At 61.2% G+C, this 22,705-nt stretch carries 21 protein-coding genes; 6 read left to right on the top strand and 15 right to left on the bottom strand.

All coding sequences use genetic code 11. The annotated features are described in order from the left end of the window. The first annotated feature begins 62 nt into the window (after window positions 1-62). On the top strand, window positions 63-575 hold the full coding sequence (locus C4N04_RS09590) for an MgtC/SapB family protein (protein ID WP_038691273.1): 513 nt from the start codon (window positions 63-65) through the stop codon (window positions 573-575). A 57-nt stretch (window positions 576-632) separates the two neighbouring features. Here C4N04_RS09590 and C4N04_RS09585 read toward each other — a convergent pair whose 3' ends face one another. Then, window positions 633-812 carry a hypothetical protein gene (locus C4N04_RS09585; RefSeq protein ID WP_009983521.1) on the bottom strand — a complete coding sequence of 60 codons (180 nt, stop codon included), beginning with the start codon at window positions 810-812 and terminating at the stop codon, window positions 633-635. Between the two features lie 46 nt (window positions 813-858). Further along, the gene (locus C4N04_RS09580) at window positions 859-1,077 is read right to left on the bottom strand and encodes a hypothetical protein (protein ID WP_009983518.1); all 219 of its coding nucleotides are present in this window, start codon (window positions 1,075-1,077) and stop codon (window positions 859-861) included. A 344-nt stretch (window positions 1,078-1,421) separates the two neighbouring features. Here C4N04_RS09580 and C4N04_RS09575 point away from each other — a divergent pair, with 344 nt between their 5' ends. After that, the gene (locus C4N04_RS09575; RefSeq protein WP_096770623.1) at window positions 1,422-2,513 is read left to right on the top strand and encodes a DUF475 domain-containing protein; all 1,092 of its coding nucleotides are present in this window, start codon (window positions 1,422-1,424) and stop codon (window positions 2,511-2,513) included. A 115-nt stretch (window positions 2,514-2,628) separates the two neighbouring features. On the opposite strand, the gene C4N04_RS31810 is transcribed toward C4N04_RS09575, so the two are convergent. From C4N04_RS31810 to C4N04_RS09520, 12 genes are all read right to left on the bottom strand, one after another. Beyond that, window positions 2,629-2,799, bottom strand: coding sequence for a hypothetical protein (locus C4N04_RS31810; protein ID WP_086156371.1), 171 nt, complete (start codon window positions 2,797-2,799; stop codon window positions 2,629-2,631). A gap of 152 nt (window positions 2,800-2,951) precedes the next feature. Beyond that, window positions 2,952-4,469 (bottom strand): tripartite tricarboxylate transporter permease, encoded by a 1,518-nt coding sequence (locus C4N04_RS09570; protein WP_096770621.1) that lies wholly within the window; start codon window positions 4,467-4,469, stop codon window positions 2,952-2,954. Window positions 4,470-4,552: 83 nt separating this feature from the next. Then, a complete protein-coding gene (locus tag C4N04_RS09565) occupies window positions 4,553-5,041 on the bottom strand; it encodes a tripartite tricarboxylate transporter TctB family protein (protein WP_064683230.1) in 489 nt (162 codons plus the stop codon). Further along, window positions 5,038-5,982: a tripartite tricarboxylate transporter substrate binding protein gene (locus tag C4N04_RS09560; RefSeq protein WP_106795937.1), complete on the bottom strand. Its 945-nt coding sequence runs from the start codon at window positions 5,980-5,982 to the stop codon at window positions 5,038-5,040. Before C4N04_RS09560 ends, C4N04_RS09565 begins: the two co-directional genes overlap by 4 nt. 256 nt (window positions 5,983-6,238) lie before the next feature. Further along, a complete protein-coding gene (locus C4N04_RS09555; protein ID WP_106795936.1) occupies window positions 6,239-7,684 on the bottom strand; it encodes a M20 family metallopeptidase in 1,446 nt (481 codons plus the stop codon). A gap of 112 nt (window positions 7,685-7,796) precedes the next feature. After that, window positions 7,797-9,338, bottom strand: a complete 1,542-nt coding sequence (locus C4N04_RS09550; protein WP_086156372.1) for an ABC transporter substrate-binding protein — start codon at window positions 9,336-9,338, stop codon at window positions 7,797-7,799. A 28-nt stretch (window positions 9,339-9,366) separates the two neighbouring features. Beyond that, window positions 9,367-10,149, bottom strand: a complete 783-nt coding sequence (locus C4N04_RS09545; RefSeq protein ID WP_225887898.1) for a class A beta-lactamase-related serine hydrolase — start codon at window positions 10,147-10,149, stop codon at window positions 9,367-9,369. An 82-nt stretch (window positions 10,150-10,231) separates the two neighbouring features. Continuing rightward, window positions 10,232-11,860, bottom strand: a complete 1,629-nt coding sequence (locus tag C4N04_RS09540; RefSeq protein ID WP_077990678.1) for an ABC transporter ATP-binding protein — start codon at window positions 11,858-11,860, stop codon at window positions 10,232-10,234. Then, the gene (locus C4N04_RS09535; protein WP_077990679.1) at window positions 11,857-12,675 is read right to left on the bottom strand and encodes an ABC transporter permease; all 819 of its coding nucleotides are present in this window, start codon (window positions 12,673-12,675) and stop codon (window positions 11,857-11,859) included. Before C4N04_RS09535 ends, C4N04_RS09540 begins: the two co-directional genes overlap by 4 nt. Next, window positions 12,672-13,616, bottom strand: coding sequence for an ABC transporter permease (locus C4N04_RS09530; protein WP_009995199.1), 945 nt, complete (start codon window positions 13,614-13,616; stop codon window positions 12,672-12,674). Before C4N04_RS09530 ends, C4N04_RS09535 begins: the two co-directional genes overlap by 4 nt. Before the next feature lie 173 nt (window positions 13,617-13,789). Beyond that, window positions 13,790-14,695 carry a LysR family transcriptional regulator gene (locus tag C4N04_RS09525; protein WP_106795935.1) on the bottom strand — a complete coding sequence of 302 codons (906 nt, stop codon included), beginning with the start codon at window positions 14,693-14,695 and terminating at the stop codon, window positions 13,790-13,792. Then, a complete protein-coding gene (locus C4N04_RS09520; protein ID WP_348628313.1) occupies window positions 14,692-15,666 on the bottom strand; it encodes a LysR family transcriptional regulator in 975 nt (324 codons plus the stop codon). Before C4N04_RS09520 ends, C4N04_RS09525 begins: the two co-directional genes overlap by 4 nt. Window positions 15,667-15,736: 70 nt before the next feature. Between C4N04_RS09520 and C4N04_RS09515 the strand changes: the two genes are divergently transcribed. Continuing rightward, the gene (locus C4N04_RS09515) at window positions 15,737-17,128 is read left to right on the top strand and encodes an MmgE/PrpD family protein (RefSeq protein WP_009994636.1); all 1,392 of its coding nucleotides are present in this window, start codon (window positions 15,737-15,739) and stop codon (window positions 17,126-17,128) included. A 40-nt stretch (window positions 17,129-17,168) separates the two neighbouring features. On the opposite strand, the gene C4N04_RS09510 is transcribed toward C4N04_RS09515, so the two are convergent. Further along, window positions 17,169-18,233 (bottom strand): ABC transporter substrate-binding protein, encoded by a 1,065-nt coding sequence (locus C4N04_RS09510; RefSeq protein ID WP_106795933.1) that lies wholly within the window; start codon window positions 18,231-18,233, stop codon window positions 17,169-17,171. A 349-nt stretch (window positions 18,234-18,582) separates the two neighbouring features. On the opposite strand from C4N04_RS09510, the gene C4N04_RS09505 reads away from it, so the two are divergent. The 3 genes from C4N04_RS09505 (at window position 18,583) to C4N04_RS09495 (ending at window position 22,603) form a co-directional block, all read left to right on the top strand. Continuing rightward, window positions 18,583-20,451, top strand: coding sequence for an adenylate/guanylate cyclase domain-containing protein (locus C4N04_RS09505; protein WP_077990683.1), 1,869 nt, complete (start codon window positions 18,583-18,585; stop codon window positions 20,449-20,451). Window positions 20,452-20,546: 95 nt separating this feature from the next. Continuing rightward, the gene (locus C4N04_RS09500; RefSeq protein WP_038691288.1) at window positions 20,547-21,224 is read left to right on the top strand and encodes a response regulator transcription factor; all 678 of its coding nucleotides are present in this window, start codon (window positions 20,547-20,549) and stop codon (window positions 21,222-21,224) included. Beyond that, complete coding sequence (locus C4N04_RS09495; protein WP_106795932.1) at window positions 21,221-22,603, top strand: sensor histidine kinase; 1,383 nt, start codon at window positions 21,221-21,223, stop codon at window positions 22,601-22,603. The genes C4N04_RS09500 and C4N04_RS09495 overlap by 4 nt, the downstream gene beginning before the upstream one ends. Window positions 22,604-22,705: the final 102 nt, after the last annotated feature.

The following is a 22,705-nucleotide window of genomic DNA, read 5'->3' as shown; positions in this document are numbered from 1 at the left end:
CGAACAAATCCCGCGCTACGACGTTAGCCAGCGAAGAATCCGATACCCCTGAAGGAATTTCCATGGATCTTATTATCGCCGATATGATACCGGCATCGCGCATCCACTATCCCGTCATCTTCGCCCGCCTGCTCGGCGCCATCGTCTTTGGCGGGCTCATCGGTTTCGAACGTGAGGCGCGCGATCGCCCTGCCGGCTTCCGTACGCATATTCTGATCAGCCTTGCCGCTGCCCTCTTCGCCATAATTTCCATCGAGGCCGTGCATATGCCGGGCTTCGCCGATGGCCAGCAGGTCCGCATCGATCCGCTGCGCGTCATCGAAGCCGTGACCGCAGGCGTCGCCTTCCTGGCCGCGGGGATGATCGTCTTTGCCAGGGGTCGCATCCATGGACTGACGACGGGCGCGGGCATGTGGCTCTCCGGCGCGATCGGCCTCGCCATGGGCTTCGGCTATTGGCCGGTTGCCTTCTTCACGACGCTTGCTGCAATTTGCGTTCTCTTCGCCTTCGGCAAGCTCGAGCAGTGGCTCGGCTATAATTCCGGGCAACGTGTCGACCGGGATGAGAGGCGATAGACAAGCAAAACGCCCGGCTTCATGCCGGGCGCCCATGCTGAGATTATTGTCTGCTGCCTACTCGGATCGTGCGGCCGAAGCATCGCCTTTCCCAACCGATGCCGGGTGATTGCCGGATGTGCCGAACGGTCGCTGGCGCTTGCCGATATCGATGCGTTCGTCGGCCGCTTCACGAACGGCCTTCCATTCATTTTCGTGCCGGATGAAGATATCGCGGGGCACAAAGTTCACAGTCATATGCTTCTTATCCTCTTTCGATTTGCCGGAGTGCCAAAGGGCAGCTTCATTTTTTGCTTTTGATGTCGGGGCCGCCCTTGGAGAGGTCGGCACCGGTCACATGGGCCGGCACATGAATGTCGTGGATGACGCCGGGCGTCAGGGTCAGGTCGACATGATGCGGCGGCAGCACCTGCGCTTTCTGCATGCGGTTCGGCCTTGCCCGCTTCATGCGGTCGGACGCTTCCGTGCGTTTGTCAGGAACATGGGTCGAGGTGTGCATCATCGGCCTCCTTCAAGCTCAACCGAAGTCTAACGGGCGGGGGGCCGGATGGTTCCCTAAAAAATGCCGATTTCTGTGTCGCGATTGGGCTTGACTGGTTTGGGAAGTTCATTACCTAGGGCATATCCGCAGCCTCCCAGACATCGGCTGCGGGGAACATTGGTGCCGGGCCCCTCTGGCGAGAGTTTTTACGGCGCTCTCGTGATGTCGGTACCGCCTGCAGCTCAGCCGGCGGATTTTTCATCGATGAAAAAGCTCACCATGCCTTATCCGCATGCCTATTGTGGCGTGCTTCGTTTTTCCCTCTTCACCCTTCCCAGCAAGATTTGCGGCCGCGAGGTGCGGCCATGAATCAGATCGGGACCGATAAATCCTCGCTCAGCTATTTTCGCTGGGCGTTCATCGTCACTGCCCTAGGTCTCGTTCTCGGCGCCGTGCTCGGATGGCAGACAACAGGCACGATCGGCGGCATGGCGACCGTCTTCTTCATCTGTGCCGTGCTTGCGGTGCTGGAGATTTCACTCTCCTTCGACAACGCTATCGTCAATGCCAACAAGCTGAAGGAAATGACGCCGGTCTGGCAGCACCGATTCCTCACCTGGGGCATCATCATTGCCGTCTTCGGCATGCGCATTGTCTTTCCGCTGGCGATCGTCGCCATCGCGGCGCGGATCGGCCCCTGGGACGCGCTGGTGCTGGCTGCCCGCGAACCCGCGGAATATGCCCGCATCATGAACGATGCGCATCTGCCGATCGCAGCCTTCGGCGGCACCTTCCTGATGATGGTCGGCCTCAGCTATTTCTTCGACCATGAGAAAAAGATCCATTGGCTTCGCGGCCTGGAAAAGGTGATGGCGCGCTCGGCCACCATCAGGGGCATCGAGATCGCCTTCGTGCTGGCGCTGATGCTTGTCTTCTCCTGGCTGATCGGCGGCGAGGAAGCCAGCGTCTTCGTCCATTGCGCCATTTACGGCCTGCTCACCTTCCTCGCGGTCGAGGTCGTCGGCGAACTGCTCGATGCGTCGCAGCAGACGATGAGCGCTGCCGCCAAGGGCGGCCTCGGTGCCTTCATCTATCTGGAGGTGCTGGATGCCAGCTTCTCCTTCGACGGGGTCATCGGCGCCTTCGCTTTGACGCAGAACCTGTTTGTCATCGCCATCGGCCTCGGCATCGGCGCCATGTATGTGCGCTCGATGACGATCATGCTGGTGGAAAAGGGAACGCTTGCCGAATACCGCTACCTCGAACATGGCGCCTTCTATGCCATCCTGATCCTCTCGGTGATCATGTATGCGCAGACCCTGGTGCATATTCCCGAGGTAATCACCGGCCTCGGCGGGGCGGTCCTGATCGGCCTGTCGCTCTGGTCGTCCATCCGCCACAACAGGCGCGTACAGGTGGAAGATCACGCCAGTAACCGAGAAGAACTGCACGCCTGACGTGGCATTTGATTGAGGTCGCAACGCGCTTCAGCGTTGCGGCTGTCAGTCGGACAAAATAAAGCCCGCGACCAACCGGTTGCGGGCTGTTTCATTCGTGCATGCCGTGCAAGGCTTAACGGATGACCTGACCGAAGGAGGCCGGGTCGATGCCAAGATCCTGAAGGTCACGGGCGCGCGGACGGCGACCGGCTTCGACAGCGGCACTGACAGCATTTGCGGCGCTCAGTGTAGCAAATGCCCGGCCCAGAAAGCCGGCACGGATTGAATTACGGATGGCGGACATTGTCCTTTTCCTCTTTCTCTATGATTGACCACTGATAGATGGCAGCGCACGGACCGATCCACAATGCACGTAAAATCACCTCAGCTATGCAAAAAGAAGAGGCCGGCGCATGTCTCCATGGCCGGCCTTGAGGCAGGGGTAAGTTTGTCCTTTTAGTCTTCGTTTGCGGCCAGCTGCGCAAGCACCTGTCCCCGGCCGCGCAGCCGCAGGATCAGCGGGATGAGGAAGGCGGCCGCTGCAACAATGAGAAGGCCTGCCGCGATCGGTGACATCACAAGCGTCGTGACGTCGCCCTGGCTGATCGCCAGTGCCCGGCGCAACTGCTGTTCGGCCAGCGGCCCGAGGATCAGGCCGACGACCGTCGGCGCAATCGGATAGCCGAAGAGCCGCATCACGTAGCCGAGCAGGCCGAAAGCCAGCAGCATGCCGAGTTCGAACACCGACGGGTTGGCGCCGATCGTCCCGAGCGTCGCAAACAGCAAGATGCCCGCATAGAGCCACGGCTTCGGAATGGTCAGCAGCCGCACCCAGAGGCCGATCAGCGGCAGGTTCAAGACCAGGAGCATGGCATTGGCGATGAGCAGGCTGGCGATCAGGCCCCAGACGAGCTGCGGGTTGGTGGCAAACAACAATGGTCCGGGCTGCAGGCCGTATTGCTGGAAGCCGGCCAGCATGATCGCCGCCGTCGCCGTCGTCGGCAGACCGAGCGTCAGCAGCGGCACCAGCGTCCCGGCCGCAGATGCGTTGTTCGCTGCCTCCGGACCGGCCACGCCTTCGATCGCGCCATGGCCGAACTCCTCGGGGTTCTTCGCCAGCCGTTTTTCCGTCGCATAGGACAGGAAGGTGCCGATTTCGGCACCGCCCGCCGGCATGGCGCCGATCGGAAAGCCGATCGCCGCGCCGCGCAGCCAGGCTTTCCACGAGCGCGCCCAGTCCTGCGCGTTCATCCACAGAGAGCCCCTCACGGCCTCGACCTTGTCCGCAAGGCGGTTGCCCTGCGCGGCGATATAAAGCGTCTCGCCGATCGCGAACATCGCCACCGCGAGCGTCGTCACCTCGATACCGTCAAGCAGATCTGGTATGCCGAAGGAAAGCCGCGCCTGCCCTGTCTGCTGGTCGATGCCGACCATGGCGAGCGCAAAGCCGATGAACAGCGAGGTCAGCCCCCGCAGTGCCGAATCGCCGAAAGCCGAGGAGACGGTGACGAAGGCGAGCACCATCAGTGCGAAATATTCACGCGGCCCGAAGACCAGCGCCAGCTTGACGATATAGGGCGCGATGAAGGCGAGCCCGAGTGTGGCGAGCAACCCGGCGACGAAGGAGCCGATCGCCGCTGTCGCCAGCGCCGGCCCGCCGCGCCCGGCGCGCGCCATCTTATTGCCCTCGAGCGCGGTGACGATCGAGGCGCTTTCTCCCGGTGTATTCAAGAGGATCGAGGTGGTCGAGCCGCCATACATGCCGCCGTAATAAATGCCGGCGAACATGATCAGCGAACCGCCGGGGTCGAGCTTATAGGTGGCGGGCAGCAGCAGCGCCACGGTGAGTGCGGGTCCGATGCCGGGCAGCACGCCGACGGCAGTGCCGAGCGTCACGCCGACCAGCGCATAAACCAGGTTCATCGGCTGCATCGCAACCATGATCCCCTGCCATAGGAATTCGAATGTGCTCATCTTGATATCCCAAGCGCGTTCCCGGCCGTGCGTTACGCGATCCGGCACTGCGCAAAAATAAAAAGTGCTGACAGCGGGCGCCGTCAGAAGAACAGGCGTTCGAGCGGGCCGGCCGGCAGCGTCAGCTGCAGCAGCTGCGAGAAGATCGCCCAGACGACGAAGCTGAAGACGATGCCGAACGGCAGCGAGATCCAGAGCTTCCGCTTGCCGAAACCGCGTGCAGTGAATGCAAACAGCAGACCGGTGGCGATCGAGAAGCCGGCAAGACGCAGAAGCAGCATCTGTCCGACAAGACCGGCAATGATCCAGATGACGGGCGCCACTTCCTGCCGATCGCGTTCCGGAAACTCGCCGCGCCAAGCTTCGGCGATGGTCCAGATCCCAAGACAGAAGAGGCCGAAGGCCACCACTTGGGGCATCGTTGCCGGGCCGATGCGGTCATACTGCGCGATTGTCTTCAGATGCGATGCATCCCAGAACATCACGCCGGCGACAACAAAGAGGAAAGCGGCAATGATGAACGCCGCCCAATCAGGGCGGCGCGTGGTTGCCGAGGAGTTATCCCCGCTCATTGAACAAGTCCGATCTCTTTGAGAATGCCTTCAGTGGCAGCGACATCCTTTTCAAGCTGCGCCTTGAACGCGTCGCCGGACAGATAGGTGTCGGCCCAGCCCTTGGTCTTCAGAATTTCCTGCCAGGTGGCGGAGCCGTGCAGTTTCTCGAAATCGGAGGTGATGGCCGCGACCTGCTCTGCCGACAGGCCAGGAGCAGCGGCAACCATGCGCCAGTTCTGAATGCTGACATCGGTGCCGGCTTCCTTCAGCGTCGGGGCATCAACGCCGTCGATACGCTTGTCGCTCGACACGGCAAGAAGACGCAGCGTGCCCGCTTTCACCTGCGATTCGAACTCGCTGTAGCTCGATACTCCGGCAGTGACCTGGCTGCCGAGAATGGCTGCAAGCGCCTCGCCGCCGCCGGAAAAGGCGACATAGTTGATTTTGGTCGGGTCTACACCGGCTGCCTTGGCGATCAGACCGACGGTGATGTGGTCGGTGCCCCCGGCCGAACCGCCGCCCCAGGAAACCGAGCCCGGATCCTTCTTCAGCGCCGCGACCAGATCGGCCATGGTCTTGATATCGGACGAGGCGGGAACAACGACGGCCTCGTATTCGCCGGTAAGGCGGGCGATCGGCGTAACGTCCTTGAGGGTCACCGGCGACTTGTTGGTGAGGATGGCGCCGACCATGACATAGCCGCCGACGATCAGCGAGTTCGGGTTGCCGACAGCCTGGCTGCTGAACTGCGCCAGCCCGATAGTGCCACCGGCGCCGGGAACGTTCTGGACCTGCACGTTGCCGGAGATCTTCTCCTGCTGCAGCGCGGTCTGCAGCGAGCGGGCCGTCTGGTCCCAGCCGCCGCCGGGAGCGGCCGGCGCGATGATGGTGTAGTCGGCCGCATAGGCCGGCAGCGCGATGGCCGCTGCGATAATGGTTGCGATGAACGTATGCTTCACGATGTGTCCTCCGTGGGCGGCTGAGCGCGCCGCCTGTTATTCTCCAGGGAATCGGGAGGGTAGCCGGCCGGCGGACACAATTGTCCTGAATGACGAACGGAAGACCTCCCAAGACTTCAGTTCTCCGCCTCCACGGAGAAGAAGTAGCCAAAGCCACCACAACAAGCTGTCATTTAGCTGACATCGGCAAGATATCCAGGAGGAAAGGACACTTTTTTGCCGTAATTGCCCGCGCGGCGGATCCGCCGTGTTGCTTTCAGCTGCTCACCGCTCCCGGCATCACATCCGTCGGGATCGGGCAGATGTAAGGCTTTCCACCGGTCTTCTCCATCCATTCGGCCTTGGCCGCCTTCATCAGCTCCGGTGATTTCACCAGGGAAAGACCGGTCAGGGCGAGAGCCTTGGCTGCATGCGCCATGGCCTTATGCGCAGCGGGCGCCTTTCCTTGCGCAACGACCTGCCATGTATGCGGGTTGGTGCCGATGGCCCAGGCAGGAGCCCAGCATTGGGCCGTGGGGGTCACCCAGCTCACATCGCCCACATCGGTCGAGCCCGCCCGAAAGTGCGAATGGCCCTCGAAATGCCGCAGCCCGAGATGGAGCGGCATCGCGCCATCGATCTTGGCAGCGGAGAAAACGTCGCGCCCGATCTGATACAGCCTGATGCTGCTGGCGATGGCTTCGTCGGTAAACGTCTTCTGGATGCGACGCGCAAAGGCGATATCGGTTTCGTCGAAGGCGACGGGGCCGAGCGCCATCATGTTTTCATGCATCGTCGTTTCCAGCGTAATATTCGGGAGAAGGTTCGTGGAAGCCGTATCGAAGACGATCTCCACGTCGGTCTCCGTCATCATCGCGGCGCCGCGCGCGACTTTTTCCACGCGCGCGGCGAGATTGAGAGCCTGTGGCATGTCCGGCGCCCTGATGAGATAAAGCGCCTCGGCCTGCGCCTGCACGACATTGGCAGCCCGGCCGCCGGCATCGGTAATGGCATAATGCACTCGGCAGTCCTGTGGCATGTGTTCGCGCAGGAAATTGACGCCGACATTCATAAGCTCGACAGCATCGAGGGCGGACCGGCCGAGATGCGCAGCATTGGAAGCGTGGGCCGCAACGCCCTTGAAGCGGTAATAATATTCTAGCACCGCAAGATTGTTTGTGGAGCGGACACCGTTGAACGGTGCGGGATGCCAGGTGAGCGCCGCGTCCACGTCGTCGAACGCTCCCGCACGCACCATAAAGGTCTTGCCCGAGCCTCCTTCTTCGCCCGGGCAACCATAGTAACGGACGGTTCCGGAAATGCCTTTGTCGTTTAGATAGTTGGCTAGCGCGACGGCCGCCATCAACGACCCGACGCCCAGAAGATTGTGACCGCAGCCATGTCCGGTCGCGCCAGTCGTAACCGCACGCTGCTCGGCGATGCCTGCAACCTGGCTCATGCCGGCAAGTGCGTCGAATTCCCCAAGAAATGCGATGATCGGCTTGCCCGCGCCCGCTTCTGCGATAAAGGCGGTCTCGATGTCGGCAACGCCGCGACGCACAGCAAAGCCCTCCTCCTCAAGGGCCTTTGCCAGCAGACCGGAAGAGCCCTTCTCCTCGAATTTCAGTTCGGCTAGATCCCAAATCCTGTCGCTCAGCACCTCGCAGGCGGGCCGCATACGCTCGATCGCCGAAACGATCTCGTCCAATGCTTCTTTGCTCATCGCTTATCCTTGCTTTCTTCAGGCATGAGATATCGGTCCGGCAGGCGAGCCTGCCGGTCTTGTCGAGTTGCCAATGTCAAGTGCCGCGCTCCGCCTCGGCGCCGCAAGATTTTCAGTCGACCGAAACTTCCCAGAGGCGGGCGTTCGACTGCCAGACCGGCTGGCCCTTCAACGTCTTCGTCGCACCCCACACGTCGACCATGTCGTAAAGGAAAATGCCCGGCATCTCCTTCAGCATCAGCTCATGGAACGTGTCGAAGATCTTTTGACGCTTGGCCGGGTCGGCCTCGATGTAAGCCGCCTTCATCAGTTCCACGGCCTTTGGATCGTCCCACATCAGCGAAGCATTCTTGTCCTTGTTGCCGACATAGAAACTGTACATCAGAGCCGGGTCGAGCCGCGGGGCGACGGATTGCGAGATCACCTGATAGTTGCCGGACCGGCGGCGGTCGACTTGCGTTGCGTAATCGAGAACTTCGATCTGCACATTCAATCCGGCCTGCTGCATCATCGCCTGCGCCATAACCGCGGCGGGAAAGCTTGGAACATTGCCGCGCTTGTTGGCAATGATGGTGATCGGCTCGCCCTTGTAGCCGGCATCGGCCAATTCCTTCTTCGCCGCCTCGATGTCGTAAGGCAGCCTCTGCTTCTGGGTATCGTCGAAATAAACAGAATCCTGCGACACCATCGAGCCGTTCGCCTCGCCGGTTCCATTTGAGGCGGCTGCGACAAGCTCGCCAAGGTCGAGCGACATTGCCATCGCCCGCCGCACGCCGGGCTTGCTCAATACCTTGTCGCGCGTCTGGATGTAGAACAAGTTCTTGCCGTTGTTGCGGGCGACGATCAGCTGCAGCTTATCGCTCGCCTTGATTTCCGGAATAAGGTCCGGAGATATCTCTGCCGTGTCGAGGACGCCGGACTCCAGTCCCGCCTTGACGGTGGATGCGTCAGGAATGACCATGAACTTGATGCCGTCGGCCAAAGGCCGCTTTGAGCCAACCATCCCGTCGGGCTTGCCGTCATTTTCGGGCGAGATGTAGTCAGTGAATTTGGCAAGGCGGATGTACTCGCCCTTTTTCCATTCGTCCCACATGAACGGACCGGTCCCGACCGGTTTGACGAAACTGCCGTCCGCAGCGAGAGAATCGGGAGAGATGATGGCCGTGTAGCCGCATTCCGGACGCGACATCAGACCCAAAAAAACGGCCGAGGGCTTCTCGAGCGTGATCTGGACGGTCGATGCGTCAACGGCCTTCACACCTGTCACGGGGGCGGCGCCACTTGGCGCAAAATCGGAAAGGCACGTCCATTTCGTCTCGGGCTTGAGATAGCGGTTCCAGTTCCAAACGACGTCGTCAGCCGTCAACGCCTTGCCGTTGTGGAATTTCGCATCGCCGCGAAGGTGGAATGTATATGTAAGGCCGTCGCCACTGACGTCGAAGCTCTTGGCGAGCAGCGGCTTGACCTCGCCGCTGTTATTGTAGCCGACCAGGCCCTCGACGATATGCAGGATAACACCATCGGTATTTCCGTCCCGGTTGACGCCGGGATTGCTGCTGCGCAGATCCGAACTCTGGGCAATGACGATGTCACGCGTGTGCCCGAGACTTGCCATGCCGAGCAGTATCGTGCCGGCGAGAAGAATTTTCTTCATTGTTCCACCCTCTTTGTTTTGCTGATGATTACCGTTGAAAATTGTCCCAGCAGGCCCGCGAGAGCCGGCCAATGGTTTCGAGCGCGATCGTATAACCCGGCGTGCCGTCAGGCATGACCTGGGGTACCTCATCCGTGAATACGGCAATCGCATAGAAGGGCTCTTCGCCCCGATAGACGATGCCGGCGTTCATACGGCCGCGCTTGCCCGTGCCGCCCTTGTGCGCGACGACTGTACCGAAGGGCAGCCTCGACGGGATCGCATAGCGCAGGATCTGGTTCTTCAGGGTCTCGAGCGCATAGCGGCAGAGCGCTTGCGAGCAGCGCAATGTGTCGGCCGCTTGTTGCGAGAACTGTGCGTCGAGGATTGCCTGCAGAAGAAAAACCTGGTCGCGCGCCGTGGTCGTGGTGACGGATCGCAACGAGTGGTCCGGCGATAGCGCCAAGGGCGGGATCAGAAAGCGGTGGTGGGTGCCGCTCATGCCGATCGACTTGCAATAGCCATCGACCTCCTCGAGCGTCAGCCGCTCGAAAACCATCTTGGTGCACACATTGTCGCTCAGCACCATCATTCCGGTGATCGCATCACGCAACGAGATCACGATGCCCGGCGTCAGATAGCGAAACATGCCGCTCGCCACCTCCTGGGCAAAACGAGCCTCGTAGGTGATCGGCTCCTCGAGATCGAGTCGGCCTTCATGAACGGCCCTGAGCGCCGCCATCATGATTGAGGTCTTGCGGGTACTCGCCGAAGGCGTTTCTTCATCAGCGCCACGCTCGATCGTTTCACCCGAGCGTAGATTGCGCACCATAAACCGCGTCACGAATGGCTGTGCATCGCAGATTGCATGAAGTTGTTCGGCCGCATCAGCCGTTGTCGTTACGATCGCCACGCTAATTCTCCAAACGCCATTTGAGTGTGACACCACCGCTTGCATTGTGGTCGAGCGCGGGGATGGCCGAGAGGAGACGACGCGTGTAGGGCTCCTTCGGGCTGTCGAAGATCGCGCCGCGATCGCCTTGCTCGACGATGCGGCCCTCCTGCATCACCACCACGCGGTCAGCCACCTGCTCGACCACGCCAAGATCGTGGCTGATGAAAAGGCAGGAAAAGCCGTAGCGTTTCTGCAGATCCGAGAAGAGGTCGAGCACCTGTGCACGGACGGTGACATCGAGGGCTGACACCGGCTCGTCGGCGATCAGGAATTTCGGCCGGCGCGCGATGGCGCGGGCAATGGCGACGCGCTGCCGCTGGCCGCCTGACAATTCATGCGGATAGCGGCTGGCATAGTCTTTCCCCAGGCCCACTTCCTCGAGCGTTTCGAGGGCCCGTCGTCGCTTGCCCTCGCCGTTCAGGTTCGGCACCAGACGCAAGGCCTCTTCGACAAGCGCGAGAATGGTCATGCGCGGATCAAGCGAGGAATAGGGGTCCTGGAACACCATCTGGCAATCCAGCCGGTAGTTCCTCCAATCTTCGTCGCGGGACCGGCCCTGGAATTTGATCGTTCCGCCGCTTTCCTTGACAAGGCCGGCGATCGTGCGGCCGAGCGTCGTCTTGCCCGAACCCGAGCCGCCGACGAGCGCCACCACCTCGCCTTCGTGGATATGGATGCTGACGCCATGCAGGGCCCGCTTTCCCCGCCCCTTTTTCAGGAACGACCGGCGGCCGGGATAATCGACGACGATGTTCTGCGCCGACACCATCGGCGCTTTGCTCTTGTCGATGGCACGCGTTTCACCGCGATAGGGAAGCGAGGAGAGGAGCTTGCATGTGTAGGGATGCTGTGGCGTCGCGAGGAGTTCGTCCGCTCTCCCCTGCTCTACAATCGCCCCCTTCTCCATGACGATGATGCGATCGGTATATCGAGCAACCATCGGCAGATCGTGGCTGATCAGGAGGACGGCCGTCCCTTCCGCAGTCGTCAAATCGACCATCAACTCCATCACGTCGCGCTGGATCACCGCATCCAGCGCCGTGGTCGGCTCGTCGGCGATCAGCAATGCCGGCTTCAGCAGCATGACGGAGGCCAGCATGATGCGCTGGCGCATGCCGCCGGAAAACTCATGCGGGTAGGAAGTGAGGGCGCCTTCAGGGTTGAGAATGCCGACGCGCTTCAGCATGTCGAGGATGCGCGCACGCCGCTCTGCCGGCGCCAGCTTCGTGTGCAACAAAAGCCCCTCCTCCAACTGACGGCCGATGGTCATGGATGGATTGAGGGACGTCATCGGTTCCTGGAATACGACACCAATCTCCAGGCCCCGCATAGCGCGAAGATCGCTGTTGCTCATTGAAAGCACGTCGCGGCCCTTGTAGCGCACCGTTCCGCCAGTCACGCGGACCGCCGCCGGCAGCAGCGATATCAGCGCGCGGGTCGCCAGCGTCTTGCCTGAGCCGCTCTCGCCGACAATGCCGACAATCTCGCCTGGCGCTATGTCGAAGCCGACGTCCTTGACGACGTGCAGGCCGGTCCCTGCAACCTCAAGCGAGAGACCGCAAACGTTCAAAAGCGTGTCGCCGGTCATTTCAGCCCCCTCATACGCGGATCCAGCTTGTCACGAAGGGCATCGCCCAGAAGATTGATGCCGAGCAGCGTCAGCGCGATGCAGAGGCCGGGAAATAGGCCGAGCCACACGGCCTGCTGGATGAAAGGGCGGCCAGCGGCCAGCATGTTGCCCCAAGTGGGCGCCGGTGGCGGCACGCCAAGACCCAGGAAACTCAGAGCGCTTTCCGAGAGAATGGCCCAACCGAACATCGACGTGGCAAGCACGGTGATCGGGGCAAGGCAATTGGGCAGGATGTGGCGGACCATCGTGAAAAGCTCGCTGTTGCCCATCACCCTGGAGGCCTCGATGAACTCCCGCTCCCGCAACGACAGAACCGCGCCGCGCACCACCCGCGCCATGGACGGCGTGTAGGCAATGCCGAGTGCGAAGATGATGCCGTATTGATTGGCGCCGAATACAGCCAGCAGACCCAACGCCAGCAGAATGCCGGGGAATGCCAGTAGCGCATTGTTGATCGCCATGATGACGCCATCGACCCAGCCGCGAACATAGCCACTGACAACACCGATCAACGTGCCGAAGAAGGTCGCGAAACCGACGGTCAGCGTCCCGATCCATACACTGGCCCGCGCACCGACCATCAAGCGGCTGAGTACATCGCGCCCGAACTCGTCGGTCCCGAGCAGATGAGCGCCGCCGGGAGCAGCAAGCCTTACTGCAAAGCCGAGTTTCATCGGATCATACGGGGTCCAGAACAGACCAACTGCGGCGGTGATCAGCAGGCTGGCAATCAAAATGCTGCCGATGAGGCCGTTGAAAGTGAACTTTTTCATTCGGCAACCACCCGCGGATCGAAGAAGGGATAGAGGAGATCGACCACCAGATTGACCAGAACATAGGATAGCGCCACGAACAGCAGGCACCCCTGGATGACCGGGTAATCACGGGCAAAAATGCTATCGACCATCAGACGGCCAAGACCCGGAATGGTGAAGACGGTTTCGATCACCGCGATGCCGCCAAGCAGATTGCCGAGGATCAGGCCGATAACCGTCCATGTAGGGCCAAACGCGTTCTTGAAGGCATGGCGCCAGAGGACCGCGCTTTCCGAAAGGCCTTTCGCCCGCGCATGCGTAATGTAATCCAGGCGCAGAACTTCCAATGTCGAAGCACGCGCCATGCGGATCAGAACGCCCATTTCATGGATCACCAGTGTCATGATCGGCAGGACCAGATACAGCATTCCGCCGGCTATGTTGTCGCCGACCGAGACATAACCGAGAACCGGCAACCAGCCGAGCTTCAGGCCGAAAAACAGCAGCAGCAGGAGGCCAAGCCAAAAAGTCGGAATGGAAAGCAGTACTGTTGCCGTGCCCACCAGAGCCAGGTCCGTCAGACTGTTCTGTCTCCACGCCGCGATCACGCCGGCGGGCACTGCGATGACGCTCGCCAGCAATACGGCAATGACGACAATCTCGGCACTGACCATAAAGCGGGAAGCGACAAGCGGTAGCACCGCCTCGCCATTGACAATGGAACGGCCGAAATCACCCTGCAGAACATTCCCGGTCCAGATGACGAATTGCTGAATCATCGATTTGTCGAGCCCAAGCTCGATGCGCATCGCCGCCACCTGGTCAGGCTGTGCCATGTCACCCAGCATCAGGGCGGCGGGATCGCCGGGGATCAGTCGGATAAGTGCGAAAACAGTGACGGCCACAAGGGCGATCGTCGGCAATGCCATCAACAGGCGGTTAAGAATGAAGCGTATCATGTGTTCCCCACGATTGGCGGCAGAGCCTACGCCGCCATCGGTTTCGTTAGGGGAGACTATGACGGAATGAAAAAATCTCCGCAATATTATGCGTAACCGTCATAGGTTTATGCAGAATGATAGGCTGACAGAAACGGTGCGCCTCACAAGTCCTGGCGGAGCAAGGGTCTGATTCATATGTCTTTTTGCGACAGCTTGATCTGCCGTTTCAATGCGTCGCTGAGGGCTTGAGCTGCAATCGACAGTGGAACACCTGCAGCACGTGCAAGCCCGAACTGCTGACGTGCATGCGGAATGAACGGGCGATGCACGACGGGGAGATGGCGATAGAGATTTGCGTAGAAGCTGCTGATAATGGTGACACCGAGGCCGTGGGCGACATAGGAACAAGCAGAACTGTTCGTATGGGTTTCGATCTTGACGATCTGTTTCACGCCTGCCTGTTTGAAGCTCTGATCGAGCGCCATACGATTGGGCCTTTGTCGGCCGATCAGAATCAGCGGTATGTCGCGCAGGTCTTTGGCGGAAATCTCCGCCAGTTCTGCCAGCCGGTGATCTCTCGGGATGACGCAGACGCTTTCCCCGCTCGCCACCTGCTCGACTTCAATGCCGAGGCCGATTTCCCCTTCCATACGCAGGAAGCCGATATCGAGCACACGCTCCTCGACCAGCTTGTTGATGGCGATGGTCGTGTCGAAAAACGTCTCGATCCGGACGCTGGGGAAATCCCGCACGTAATCCACCAGCATGGCCGGCGCGAAGTTCTCCCACATGCTGCTTGGCAGACCGATCCGCACGATTTCCGGCCCCGCAGCGCCGCTGCGAAGATCTTGGGCATGCCCGGACATCCGGTCCACGGCCAAGAGGATATTCTCTGCATCCCGGGCCAGAATGGCCGCCTCGGGGGTAGGGATCAGCCGTCCCTTGTCGCGCACAAAAAGTGCGATGGACAAGTCCGCCTCGAGTTGCTGCAAGAGCCGGCTTACCCCCGACTGGCTGAGGCCCATTGCTTTGGCCGTCGCAATGGTCGATCCGGTGGACATCAGCGTCCGCAAGACCTCGAGCTGTCTGATGTTCATCGTGAAGCATCCTCTGCACCGGCGGCCCAGCGCCACTCGGCGATGCTTTCCAGAAAGAGGCCTGCGGATTTGGCCAAGGGATACTTCTCACCGCTGACGAGGCAATAGGTCACCGGCACTTCCGGCGCCAATGGCACGAAACGCAGCGGCAGGGCCGCGTATTCGCGCGCGATGATGTCGCCCACCAGGGCGATCCCCAAACCATTGGCAGCCAGCGCACATGCACTGGCCACTGAATGTGCCTCGAGCAGCGGGCGCTGGCGTAGGCCGCCCTGATAGAAAAGTGCCTCCAGCTCGTGCCGAACAGGCCTCTCACGGTTGAGGACGATGAGGTCCTGCCCTTTAAGGTCCGATATTGTCAGAGCGCTCTGTTTTGCCAATGGATGATCGGCATGAAGAGCGCAGACGATGCGGGAGAAGAGCTGTTTCTCCTGCCGCAGTCCGGGCGTCGCCAGCGGCAGGCGAGCGAAGCCGATATCGGCCTCTCCATCCGCCACCATCCTCTCGATCGCCAGATAGCTGCCGGAAGCGAGCTCCACGCGCACCGGACCATGGGCGCCGAAGAAGGCCTTGATCATGTGGGGAAGCACGGTGGATGACAGGCTGGCCGGGAAGGCAAGGCGCAGCAGCATCTCGCGTGAACGACCGCTTTCCAACTCCACCGCCGCCGTTTTCAGCTCCCGCAACCGATCCGAAATAGCGCGGATATCCGGCCCGAGCTGCCGGCCTTCACGGGTCGGAGACAACCGGTTCTTGTCACGTTCGAACAGACGGACGCCGAGATAGTCTTCAAGCTGCTGCAGCAGCCGGCTGGCATTGGATTGTGAAATGCCGAGTTCCAGGGCGGCGGCGATCGTCGATCCCGTTGCCGCGATCGCGTCATAGGCCTCGATATGCTTGAGGCTGATGCCTGCGCTGACTGCCCTAACCATGTGATGACTTTCCTCGGTAGCCTTATTCGAGAACTGCATAAGATTGCAGCGCTGTCAAAAGCAGAACAATTTCCAGTCTCGACCGAAGACCATGGAAAGAGTTTCGTCAATGACCACCGTTCTGCAGCGCATCGCGGCCCAGCTTTCATCCCGAAAGCATTTCTCTGAAACTTCCATTGAACGGGCAATCGATGCCGTCGCCGATACTTTTGGCTGCATGATCGCCGGCGCTGGAGATCCGGCCGTCACCGGCGTAACCACGGCTTTCGCAAGCGAAATCGCAGGCGGAGGAACCGCCTGGCTCGTGGCCGGCGGCGGCGCGCCCACCTCCATTGCCGCGCTCGTCAATGGAACTGCAGCGCATGCACTGGATTTCGACGACAATTTCCATCCTGCCCGCGCCCATGCATCCGCGGTCCTCGTCCCTGCATTGCTGGCCACGGTTACAGCAGGTCGCCCGGTAAGCGGCGGCGCTTTTCTCGGAGCATATCTTGCAGGCCTGGACGCGCAGGCCGCCGTGGGTTTCGGCGTCAATCCCTCGCATTACAACAGGGGCTGGCATGGAACGGCGACGGTCGGCGCAATCGGCGCCGCTGCGGGCGTGGCTGAGTTGCTGGGCGCAGGCGAGGAGGAGACGGCGCAGGCGATGAGCCTTGCAGCGTCGCTCGCCTGCGGCCCCAAAGGTCAGTTCGGTACTCTGGCCAAGCCGCTTCATGCAGGCATTGCAGCCCGAAATGCGGTTGAGGCGGCGCGGCTCGCCATCGCTGGCATCAGAGGCCGGCTCGACATCCTGGAAAGGCCGCAGGGATTTCTGGATCTTTTTGGCGGAGACGACCCGCGGGCATGGACCGATCTGCGACCGGAGCCGGACCATATCATCGAAAGACGCGGCTTGGTCACCAAGCGACATCCATGCTGCGCATCGACCCACCGGGCAATCGATGCGCTGCTCGAGCTTAAACGAGACTATGGACTGACGGCGGACGACATCGTGTCGATCGACACCAAGGTCGGCGTCTCCGCCTTTCGCAACCTCGCCTATGCGGAGCCCGCAGACGAGATGCAGGCCCGCTTCTCGATGCAATACTGTCTGGCGACAGCCTTCCTGAAAGGATCCGTCAGCCTTGGCGATTTCACGCGTTCTGCCGTTTCGCGAGCGAATGTGAGGATGCTGGCAAAACGCATAACGATGGAATCCTATTCAGCCGACGAAGAAAGAGGAAATGAGCGGTTGCCGCATATTGTGACCGTGCGGCTGTCGGACGGGACGACGCTGCACCGACAACGTCTCCATGCAAAGGGTTCAGTGCAAGACCCGCTGAGCGCGCAGGAGCGCCGCGAAAAATTTGAAGACTGCCTGAAATGGGGAAATCGTCAACCGGGCTGCGATCTCTACGCGCGGCTCAGGAGATTGACTGAGGCCGCAGACCTGTGGACCGAGCTTGATATGGCGAACCACAGCCGGAAAGCTGAATTGCTTGCGGGACCACAGGCCATTTAACCCCTGTCAACCCTGGCTTTTCGAAAGAACACGCCTTCCTTCACTGCGCCCGCAGGACCTCGTTCCAGTGCGCGATCAGCCGCGCTCTCTTCACCTGGTCGAGATAGACCATCAACCCGGGGCTGACAGGCACTGACCGAAGTTGCGCGCCGAGCAGCTCCTGCAGCGTATTGGCGGTGTTCTCGCCGGCCACCTCGGGGCTGACAGCGGGGATCTGCAGCTCGCGCGCCATGATCGTCTGGCCCTCCTTCGACATGAAAAAGGCAAGGTAGCGACGCCCGAGCTCCGGCTCGGCGGCCGCCTGCGGCACCAGCCCGATCCGCGACATCACCACCGTATAGTCCTTTGGCAGCACGATCCCGACATCGGGATGCCGCGAAGCCCAGTCGGCGGCGTAGGAGCCGAGGATATTGTAGCCGAGCACGAAGCGCCCGTCGGCGATGCGTTCGAGGATCGCCGAGCTCGTCGAGTAAAGCTTGACGCCGGCCGCGCCCATCGCGCCGATCACCGACCAGATGTCGCCGAACTGCTCCTGGTCGCGGGCCATGAACAGAAAGCCGACACCGGACCGCTCGATATCGTAGGTGCTGATCCGGCCATAGACCGCATTGCCCTTGCGCTTCAGATAATCGACGAATTCCGCCCGCGAGCTTGGCACCGGCTCATGCGCGAAGCTCGGCTTGTGATAGACGAAGACCGCCGGCTCGAAGGTCAGCGCATAGGCGGTGTTGCGCCAATTCGCCCATTTCGGCCATGCGGCGCTCATAGGCAGATTGCTGACCTGCGCATAGCCGTCATTCGAAAGCTTCACCTGCAGGTCCATCGCCGAGGAGAAAGCAAAATCCGCAGTCTTCTTGCCGGCATCCGTCTCCCCGACGATCCGGTCATAGATTTCGCCGGTCAGCATATCCTCGTATCTGACGGCGACATCGGGATTGGCCTCCTGAAAACCCCGGATCATTGGCTGCGCCAGCGGCTCGTCGAGCGAGGAATAGACGGTCAGCACCGGCGCCTCGGCCTTGCCCGATTTCGCCGGATAGAAGGCCTGATCAGCCAGGGCAAAACCCGGCCAGAACGCCAGCAGTAAGATGAAAATACTCCGCATGCCGCAACAATGCCCGAGCGTGCGGATGGGAGCAAGGGCGCGCCGGAGCGGGACCCTCGATCAGGCCGGGCGCAACTCGATCACTAATGGTTTTCGATGCCAACCGGCAAGCTTTCACCAAGCCGTATATTTCGTTTCCGCCGACGCGCACCCTTGTTCACCACAAAGGATTAGCAATCGAGGCCATCCTTCACCCTTTTAGAGTATTGATGAAGATTGGCGACGATATAGGGTGCGCTACCGCGTCAAACCGTCGAAACCGCCCGAATTTCTATTTCGGGGGACGACTCTGCGCGACAAAAACTCTATAAAAAGCTGGGTTATTCTGGGAAGATCCATGGGAGGGGTCATGGAACGACGACTGAGCGCTATTCTCGCTGCGGATGTCGTCGGCTACAGCCGACTGATGGGCGTCGATGAGTCAGGCACGCTGCAGGCGCTGAACCGCCATCGCTGCGAGCTGGTCGATATCAGGATTTCGGACTACAAGGGCCGGATCGTCAAACTCACCGGCGACGGCATCCTTGCCGAGTTCCAGAGCGTGGTGAATGCGGTCGCCTGCGCCGCCGAAATCCAGCGCAGCATGTCGACCCGCAACGAGAACGTTCCTAAGGATGAGCGCGTCGAATTCCGTATCGGAATCAATCTCGGCGACGTTGTCGTCGAAAACGGCGACATCTTCGGCGACGGCGTCAATCTTGCCGCCAGACTCGAGCGTATCGCCGCGCCCGGCGGCATCGCCGTGTCGGCTTCGGTGCGCGATCAGGTCGGCTCGCGCCTCAATCTTGGCTTCGAATTTATCGGCGAACACATGCTCAAGAACATCCGGCAGCCCGTGCAGGTCTATACCGTCACCCTCACGCCGCCCTCTTCCGCCAGGCTCACCGCGCAGAACCGCAATACCTGCTTCATCGCGGTGTTGCCTTTCACCAATATGAGCGGCGACGCCGACCAGGATTATTTCTCCGATGGCATCACCGAAGACATCATCACCGATCTCTCCAAGATTTCCAGCCTGCACGTCGTGCCGCGCAATACGATCTTTACCTACAAGGGCATATCGGTGAAGTTGAAGCGGCTCGCCCAGGAACTCGGCGTGCGCTATGTGCTCGAAGGCAGTGTGCGCATCTTCGACAAGCGCGTGCGCATCTCTGGCCAGCTGATCGATACCGCCAACGGCGATCATCTCTGGGCCGAGCGCTACGACCGCGACCTCACCGACATCTTCGCCATCCAGGACGAGATCACCCATGCGATCGTCGGCCAGTTGAAGGTGCGCCTGCTGCCGGAAGAAAAGAAGGCGATCGCCAACGAGCCGACGGCCAATGTCGAGGCCTATACCTATTATCTCCGGGGCCGCCAGCTTTCCCACACCTGGACGAAATCCTATCTGCAGCTCGCCAGGCGCATGTTCTGCAAGGCAGTCGAGCTCGATCCGGATTATGCCCGCGCCTATGCCGGCATCGCCGATTGCGACGCCGCGATCCGCGACTGGGCGCCGGACGATGTGCCGCTGGGACGCATCCTCGAGATGAGCGCCCGCGCGCTCGCGCTCGATCCGGATCTTCCGGAGGCCCATGCCTCGCACGGCTTGGCCCTGCATCAGAGCGGCTACGACGATCGGGCTGCGGCGGCTTTCGAACGAGCCCTGACACTCGACCCGAACCTCTTCGAGGCGAATTTCCATTATGCCCGGTTCTTCTTCATGCACGGAAACTTTGCCGAATCCGTTCAATATTTCACCCGCGCCGCCGAAATCCGCCCTGACGACTATGTCTCGCCGATCCATCTGATGGCCGCCTACCATTCGCTCGGCCGCGGGGTGGACAGGGAAAACTGGGCGCGCCTCGGCTTGCTGCGCGCCGAACGTGCGCTCAATCTCAATCCGGAAAATTCCGGCCCCGCCCATCGCGGCGCGCTGGCGCTTGCCCATCTCGGCGATGTCAAACGTGCACGCGACTGGGCGGCGCGGGCGATCGCCATCGATCCCGACGATATTGTCGCCCAGTATAATCTCGCCTGCGTCTATTCCGTCCTCGGCGATGTCGACCAGGCGATCGACCTTTTGGAGAAGCTGCTGCCGCACAGCTCCGTCTACCATATCAAATGGTTCAACAATGATTCCGACCTCGACAACATCCGCGACGACCCGCGCTTCCAGAAGCTGCTCGCCGCCGCGATGACTCAGCGCGAGGAGATGGAGCGGGCGGGCAGCTGAGATCGGTCTCATCCGGCCCGTTCACCAATCTTCAAAATCGCTGTGACAACCCGTCTTCACCCCTGTAACGTCGCTTGAAAAACAGGGGAACATCCGTGCGCATCCTGCTCACTGAAGACAATATCGCGCTGGCCGACGGGCTCTCGGCGATCTTGCGCGGCACAGGCCATGCCGTCGATGTCGTCCATGACGGGGCCTCCGCCAATGCCGTCATCGCCGCGGAAAATTTCGATCTTGTCATTCTCGACCTCAATCTGCCCGAGATGGACGGGCTCGACGTGCTGCGCGCCATGCGCGCCCGGCAGAATCAGGCAGCCGTGCTGATCCTGACGGCGCGCGGCACACCGGAAGAACGGGTGAAGGGTCTCGATCTCGGCGCCGACGATTATTTGATCAAACCGTTCGATATTGCCGAATTCGAGGCCCGCGTACGGGTGCTGCTGCGCCGCCAGGCCGGGCTGCGTTCGGCAACGGTCAGCTTCGGCGGTATTTCTTTCGACCTCAATTCCCGCACCTTTTCATCAGGCGACACCCCTCTTGATATTCCCGCCCGAGAACTTGGCCTGCTCGAAATCCTGTTCATGCGGGCCGGCAAGGTCGTCGCCAAGGAGGCGATCATTCAGTCGCTGACGGCCTTCGATGATGACATTTCCGCAAACGCCATCGAACAATATGTCAGCCGGCTGAGAAAGCGCCTCTCGCCGCACGGCCTGACGGTCAAGACTGCCCGCGGCATCGGCTATTATCTCGACAAGCTGCCCGAGGCTTCATGAAATCCGCCTATTCTCTCAGGCGCCGGCTGCTCTTCTGGCTGCTCGTCTCCACGGCCGTCATCGGCATGCTGGCGCTTGCCGACACCTATCGCGAGGCTGTGCAGACTTCGAACATCGTCTCCGACCGTGTTCTCGCCGGCTCGGCGCTCGCTATCGCCGAACGCGTCGTCGTCGCCGAAGACGGCACGCTGCAGGTCGATATCCCTTATGTGGCGCTCGAAATGCTGACCTCGGCCGCGCAGGACCGTGTCTTCTACCGCGTCGACGGCCCACCGGGCCAATTCATCACCGGCTACCAGGCTCTGCCGGTCCTGCAGAAGACGCCGAGCGGTGCGGCCGCCTTCGCCGACGACACTTTTCGCGGCGAGCCGATCCGCATCGCCACGCTCGAACGTTCCGCCTCGACCGGCATCCGCTCGGTGCCCTTCGTCGTAACGGTCGCCGAAACCACGATCGCCCGCCGGCAGTTGACCCAGGCGATCCTCGTGCGCTCGGCATTGCGCCTCGCCGTCATGATCGCCGGAGCGGCGGTCATCGTCTGGATCTCGGTGACGATGGCGCTCCGTCCGCTCTACAAGCTCGGCGACGCGATCGGCGAGCGCAATCCCGACGATTTGCATCCGATCGAACAGACCGTTCCGAGCGAGGTCGAGCCGCTGGTCGATACGGTCAATTCCTTCATGGTCCGCCTGCAGTCGGCGCTCGATGCCCTGCGCAATTTCACCGGCAATGCCAGCCATCAGCTGCGCACGCCGCTGGCGATCATTCGCACCCAGCTTGCGCTTTCGGTCCGTGCCGGCTCGCTCGGTGAAGCCCAGGCGGCGGCGCTGAAGGGCGATCAGGCCGTCGCGCATGCCGAACGCATTCTTGCCCAGCTTCTGCTGATGGCGAAGATCGACGCAGCCACCGCCAAGGAGGCGCTGACCGCCTCCGCCATCGATCTCGCCGCCATCGCCCAGGAAATCACCGGCGAACAGATCCCGGCCGCTGCCGTCGCCGGCATCGATCTCGGCTTCGAGGGCGAGAGCCCGGCAATGATCCGCGCCGAGCCGCTGTTGATCGGCGAAATGCTGCGCAATCTTGCCGGCAATGCCATCGCCTATGCCGGAAAGGGGGCTGAAGTCACCGTCCGCGTCATCGCCGCCGCCGAGACGATCCGCCTCGAAGTCGAGGACAACGGCCCCGGTATTCCGCGCGAGAAGCTGGAGGCGGTGCGCCGCCGTTTTTCCCGCGGCAATGATTCCGCCGCGCCCGGCGCCGGCCTCGGCCTTCCCATCGTCGAGGAAATCGCCAATCTTTTCAATGCCGTCCTGATTTTGAAGCCCGGACCAAGCGGCAGCGGGCTGAAGGTGGCCGTCACCTTTGCCAAGGCGCCGTAAAAGCCATCGCCACGCCGGCCATTGCACCTTGCTTTCTTTCGCTGCATTGCACAGACTGGTTTTGGGAACAGCAAGCCGCACGACGATGCGCGCCGGATAAAA

The sequence above is a fragment of the Rhizobium sp. H4 genome, from assembly GCF_003013335.1.
In the GTDB taxonomy this organism is placed as follows: domain Bacteria; phylum Pseudomonadota; class Alphaproteobacteria; order Rhizobiales; family Rhizobiaceae; genus Rhizobium; species Rhizobium sophoriradicis.
The sequence above is the reverse complement of the archived record's forward strand: the minus strand, read 5'-3'. Positions and strand labels throughout refer to the sequence as shown.

Bases quoted from the DNA above. Each gene is read 5' to 3' on its own strand.
- C4N04_RS09590 (WP_038691273.1), top strand. From the start codon at position 63: ATGGATCTTATTATCGCCGATATGATACCGGCATCGCGCATCCACTAT.
- C4N04_RS09585 (WP_009983521.1), bottom strand. From the start codon at position 812: ATGACTGTGAACTTTGTGCCCCGCGATATCTTCATCCGGCACGAAAAT.
- C4N04_RS09580 (WP_009983518.1), bottom strand. From the start codon at position 1,077: ATGATGCACACCTCGACCCATGTTCCTGACAAACGCACGGAAGCGTCC.
- C4N04_RS09575 (WP_096770623.1), top strand. From the start codon at position 1,422: ATGAATCAGATCGGGACCGATAAATCCTCGCTCAGCTATTTTCGCTGG.
- C4N04_RS31810 (WP_086156371.1), bottom strand. From the start codon at position 2,799: ATGTCCGCCATCCGTAATTCAATCCGTGCCGGCTTTCTGGGCCGGGCA.
- C4N04_RS09570 (WP_096770621.1), bottom strand. From the start codon at position 4,469: ATGAGCACATTCGAATTCCTATGGCAGGGGATCATGGTTGCGATGCAG.
- C4N04_RS09565 (WP_064683230.1), bottom strand. From the start codon at position 5,041: ATGAGCGGGGATAACTCCTCGGCAACCACGCGCCGCCCTGATTGGGCG.
- C4N04_RS09555 (WP_106795936.1), bottom strand. From the start codon at position 7,684: ATGAGCAAAGAAGCATTGGACGAGATCGTTTCGGCGATCGAGCGTATG.
- C4N04_RS09550 (WP_086156372.1), bottom strand. From the start codon at position 9,338: ATGAAGAAAATTCTTCTCGCCGGCACGATACTGCTCGGCATGGCAAGT.
- C4N04_RS09545 (WP_225887898.1), bottom strand. From the start codon at position 10,149: ATGGTGCGCAATCTACGCTCGGGTGAAACGATCGAGCGTGGCGCTGAT.
- C4N04_RS09540 (WP_077990678.1), bottom strand. From the start codon at position 11,860: ATGACCGGCGACACGCTTTTGAACGTTTGCGGTCTCTCGCTTGAGGTT.
- C4N04_RS09535 (WP_077990679.1), bottom strand. From the start codon at position 12,675: ATGAAAAAGTTCACTTTCAACGGCCTCATCGGCAGCATTTTGATTGCC.
- C4N04_RS09530 (WP_009995199.1), bottom strand. From the start codon at position 13,616: ATGATACGCTTCATTCTTAACCGCCTGTTGATGGCATTGCCGACGATC.
- C4N04_RS09525 (WP_106795935.1), bottom strand. From the start codon at position 14,695: ATGAACATCAGACAGCTCGAGGTCTTGCGGACGCTGATGTCCACCGGA.
- C4N04_RS09520 (WP_348628313.1), bottom strand. From the start codon at position 15,666: ATGCAGTTCTCGAATAAGGCTACCGAGGAAAGTCATCACATGGTTAGG.
- C4N04_RS09515 (WP_009994636.1), top strand. From the start codon at position 15,737: ATGACCACCGTTCTGCAGCGCATCGCGGCCCAGCTTTCATCCCGAAAG.
- C4N04_RS09510 (WP_106795933.1), bottom strand. From the start codon at position 18,233: ATGCGGAGTATTTTCATCTTACTGCTGGCGTTCTGGCCGGGTTTTGCC.
- C4N04_RS09505 (WP_077990683.1), top strand. From the start codon at position 18,583: ATGGAACGACGACTGAGCGCTATTCTCGCTGCGGATGTCGTCGGCTAC.
- C4N04_RS09495 (WP_106795932.1), top strand. From the start codon at position 21,221: ATGAAATCCGCCTATTCTCTCAGGCGCCGGCTGCTCTTCTGGCTGCTC.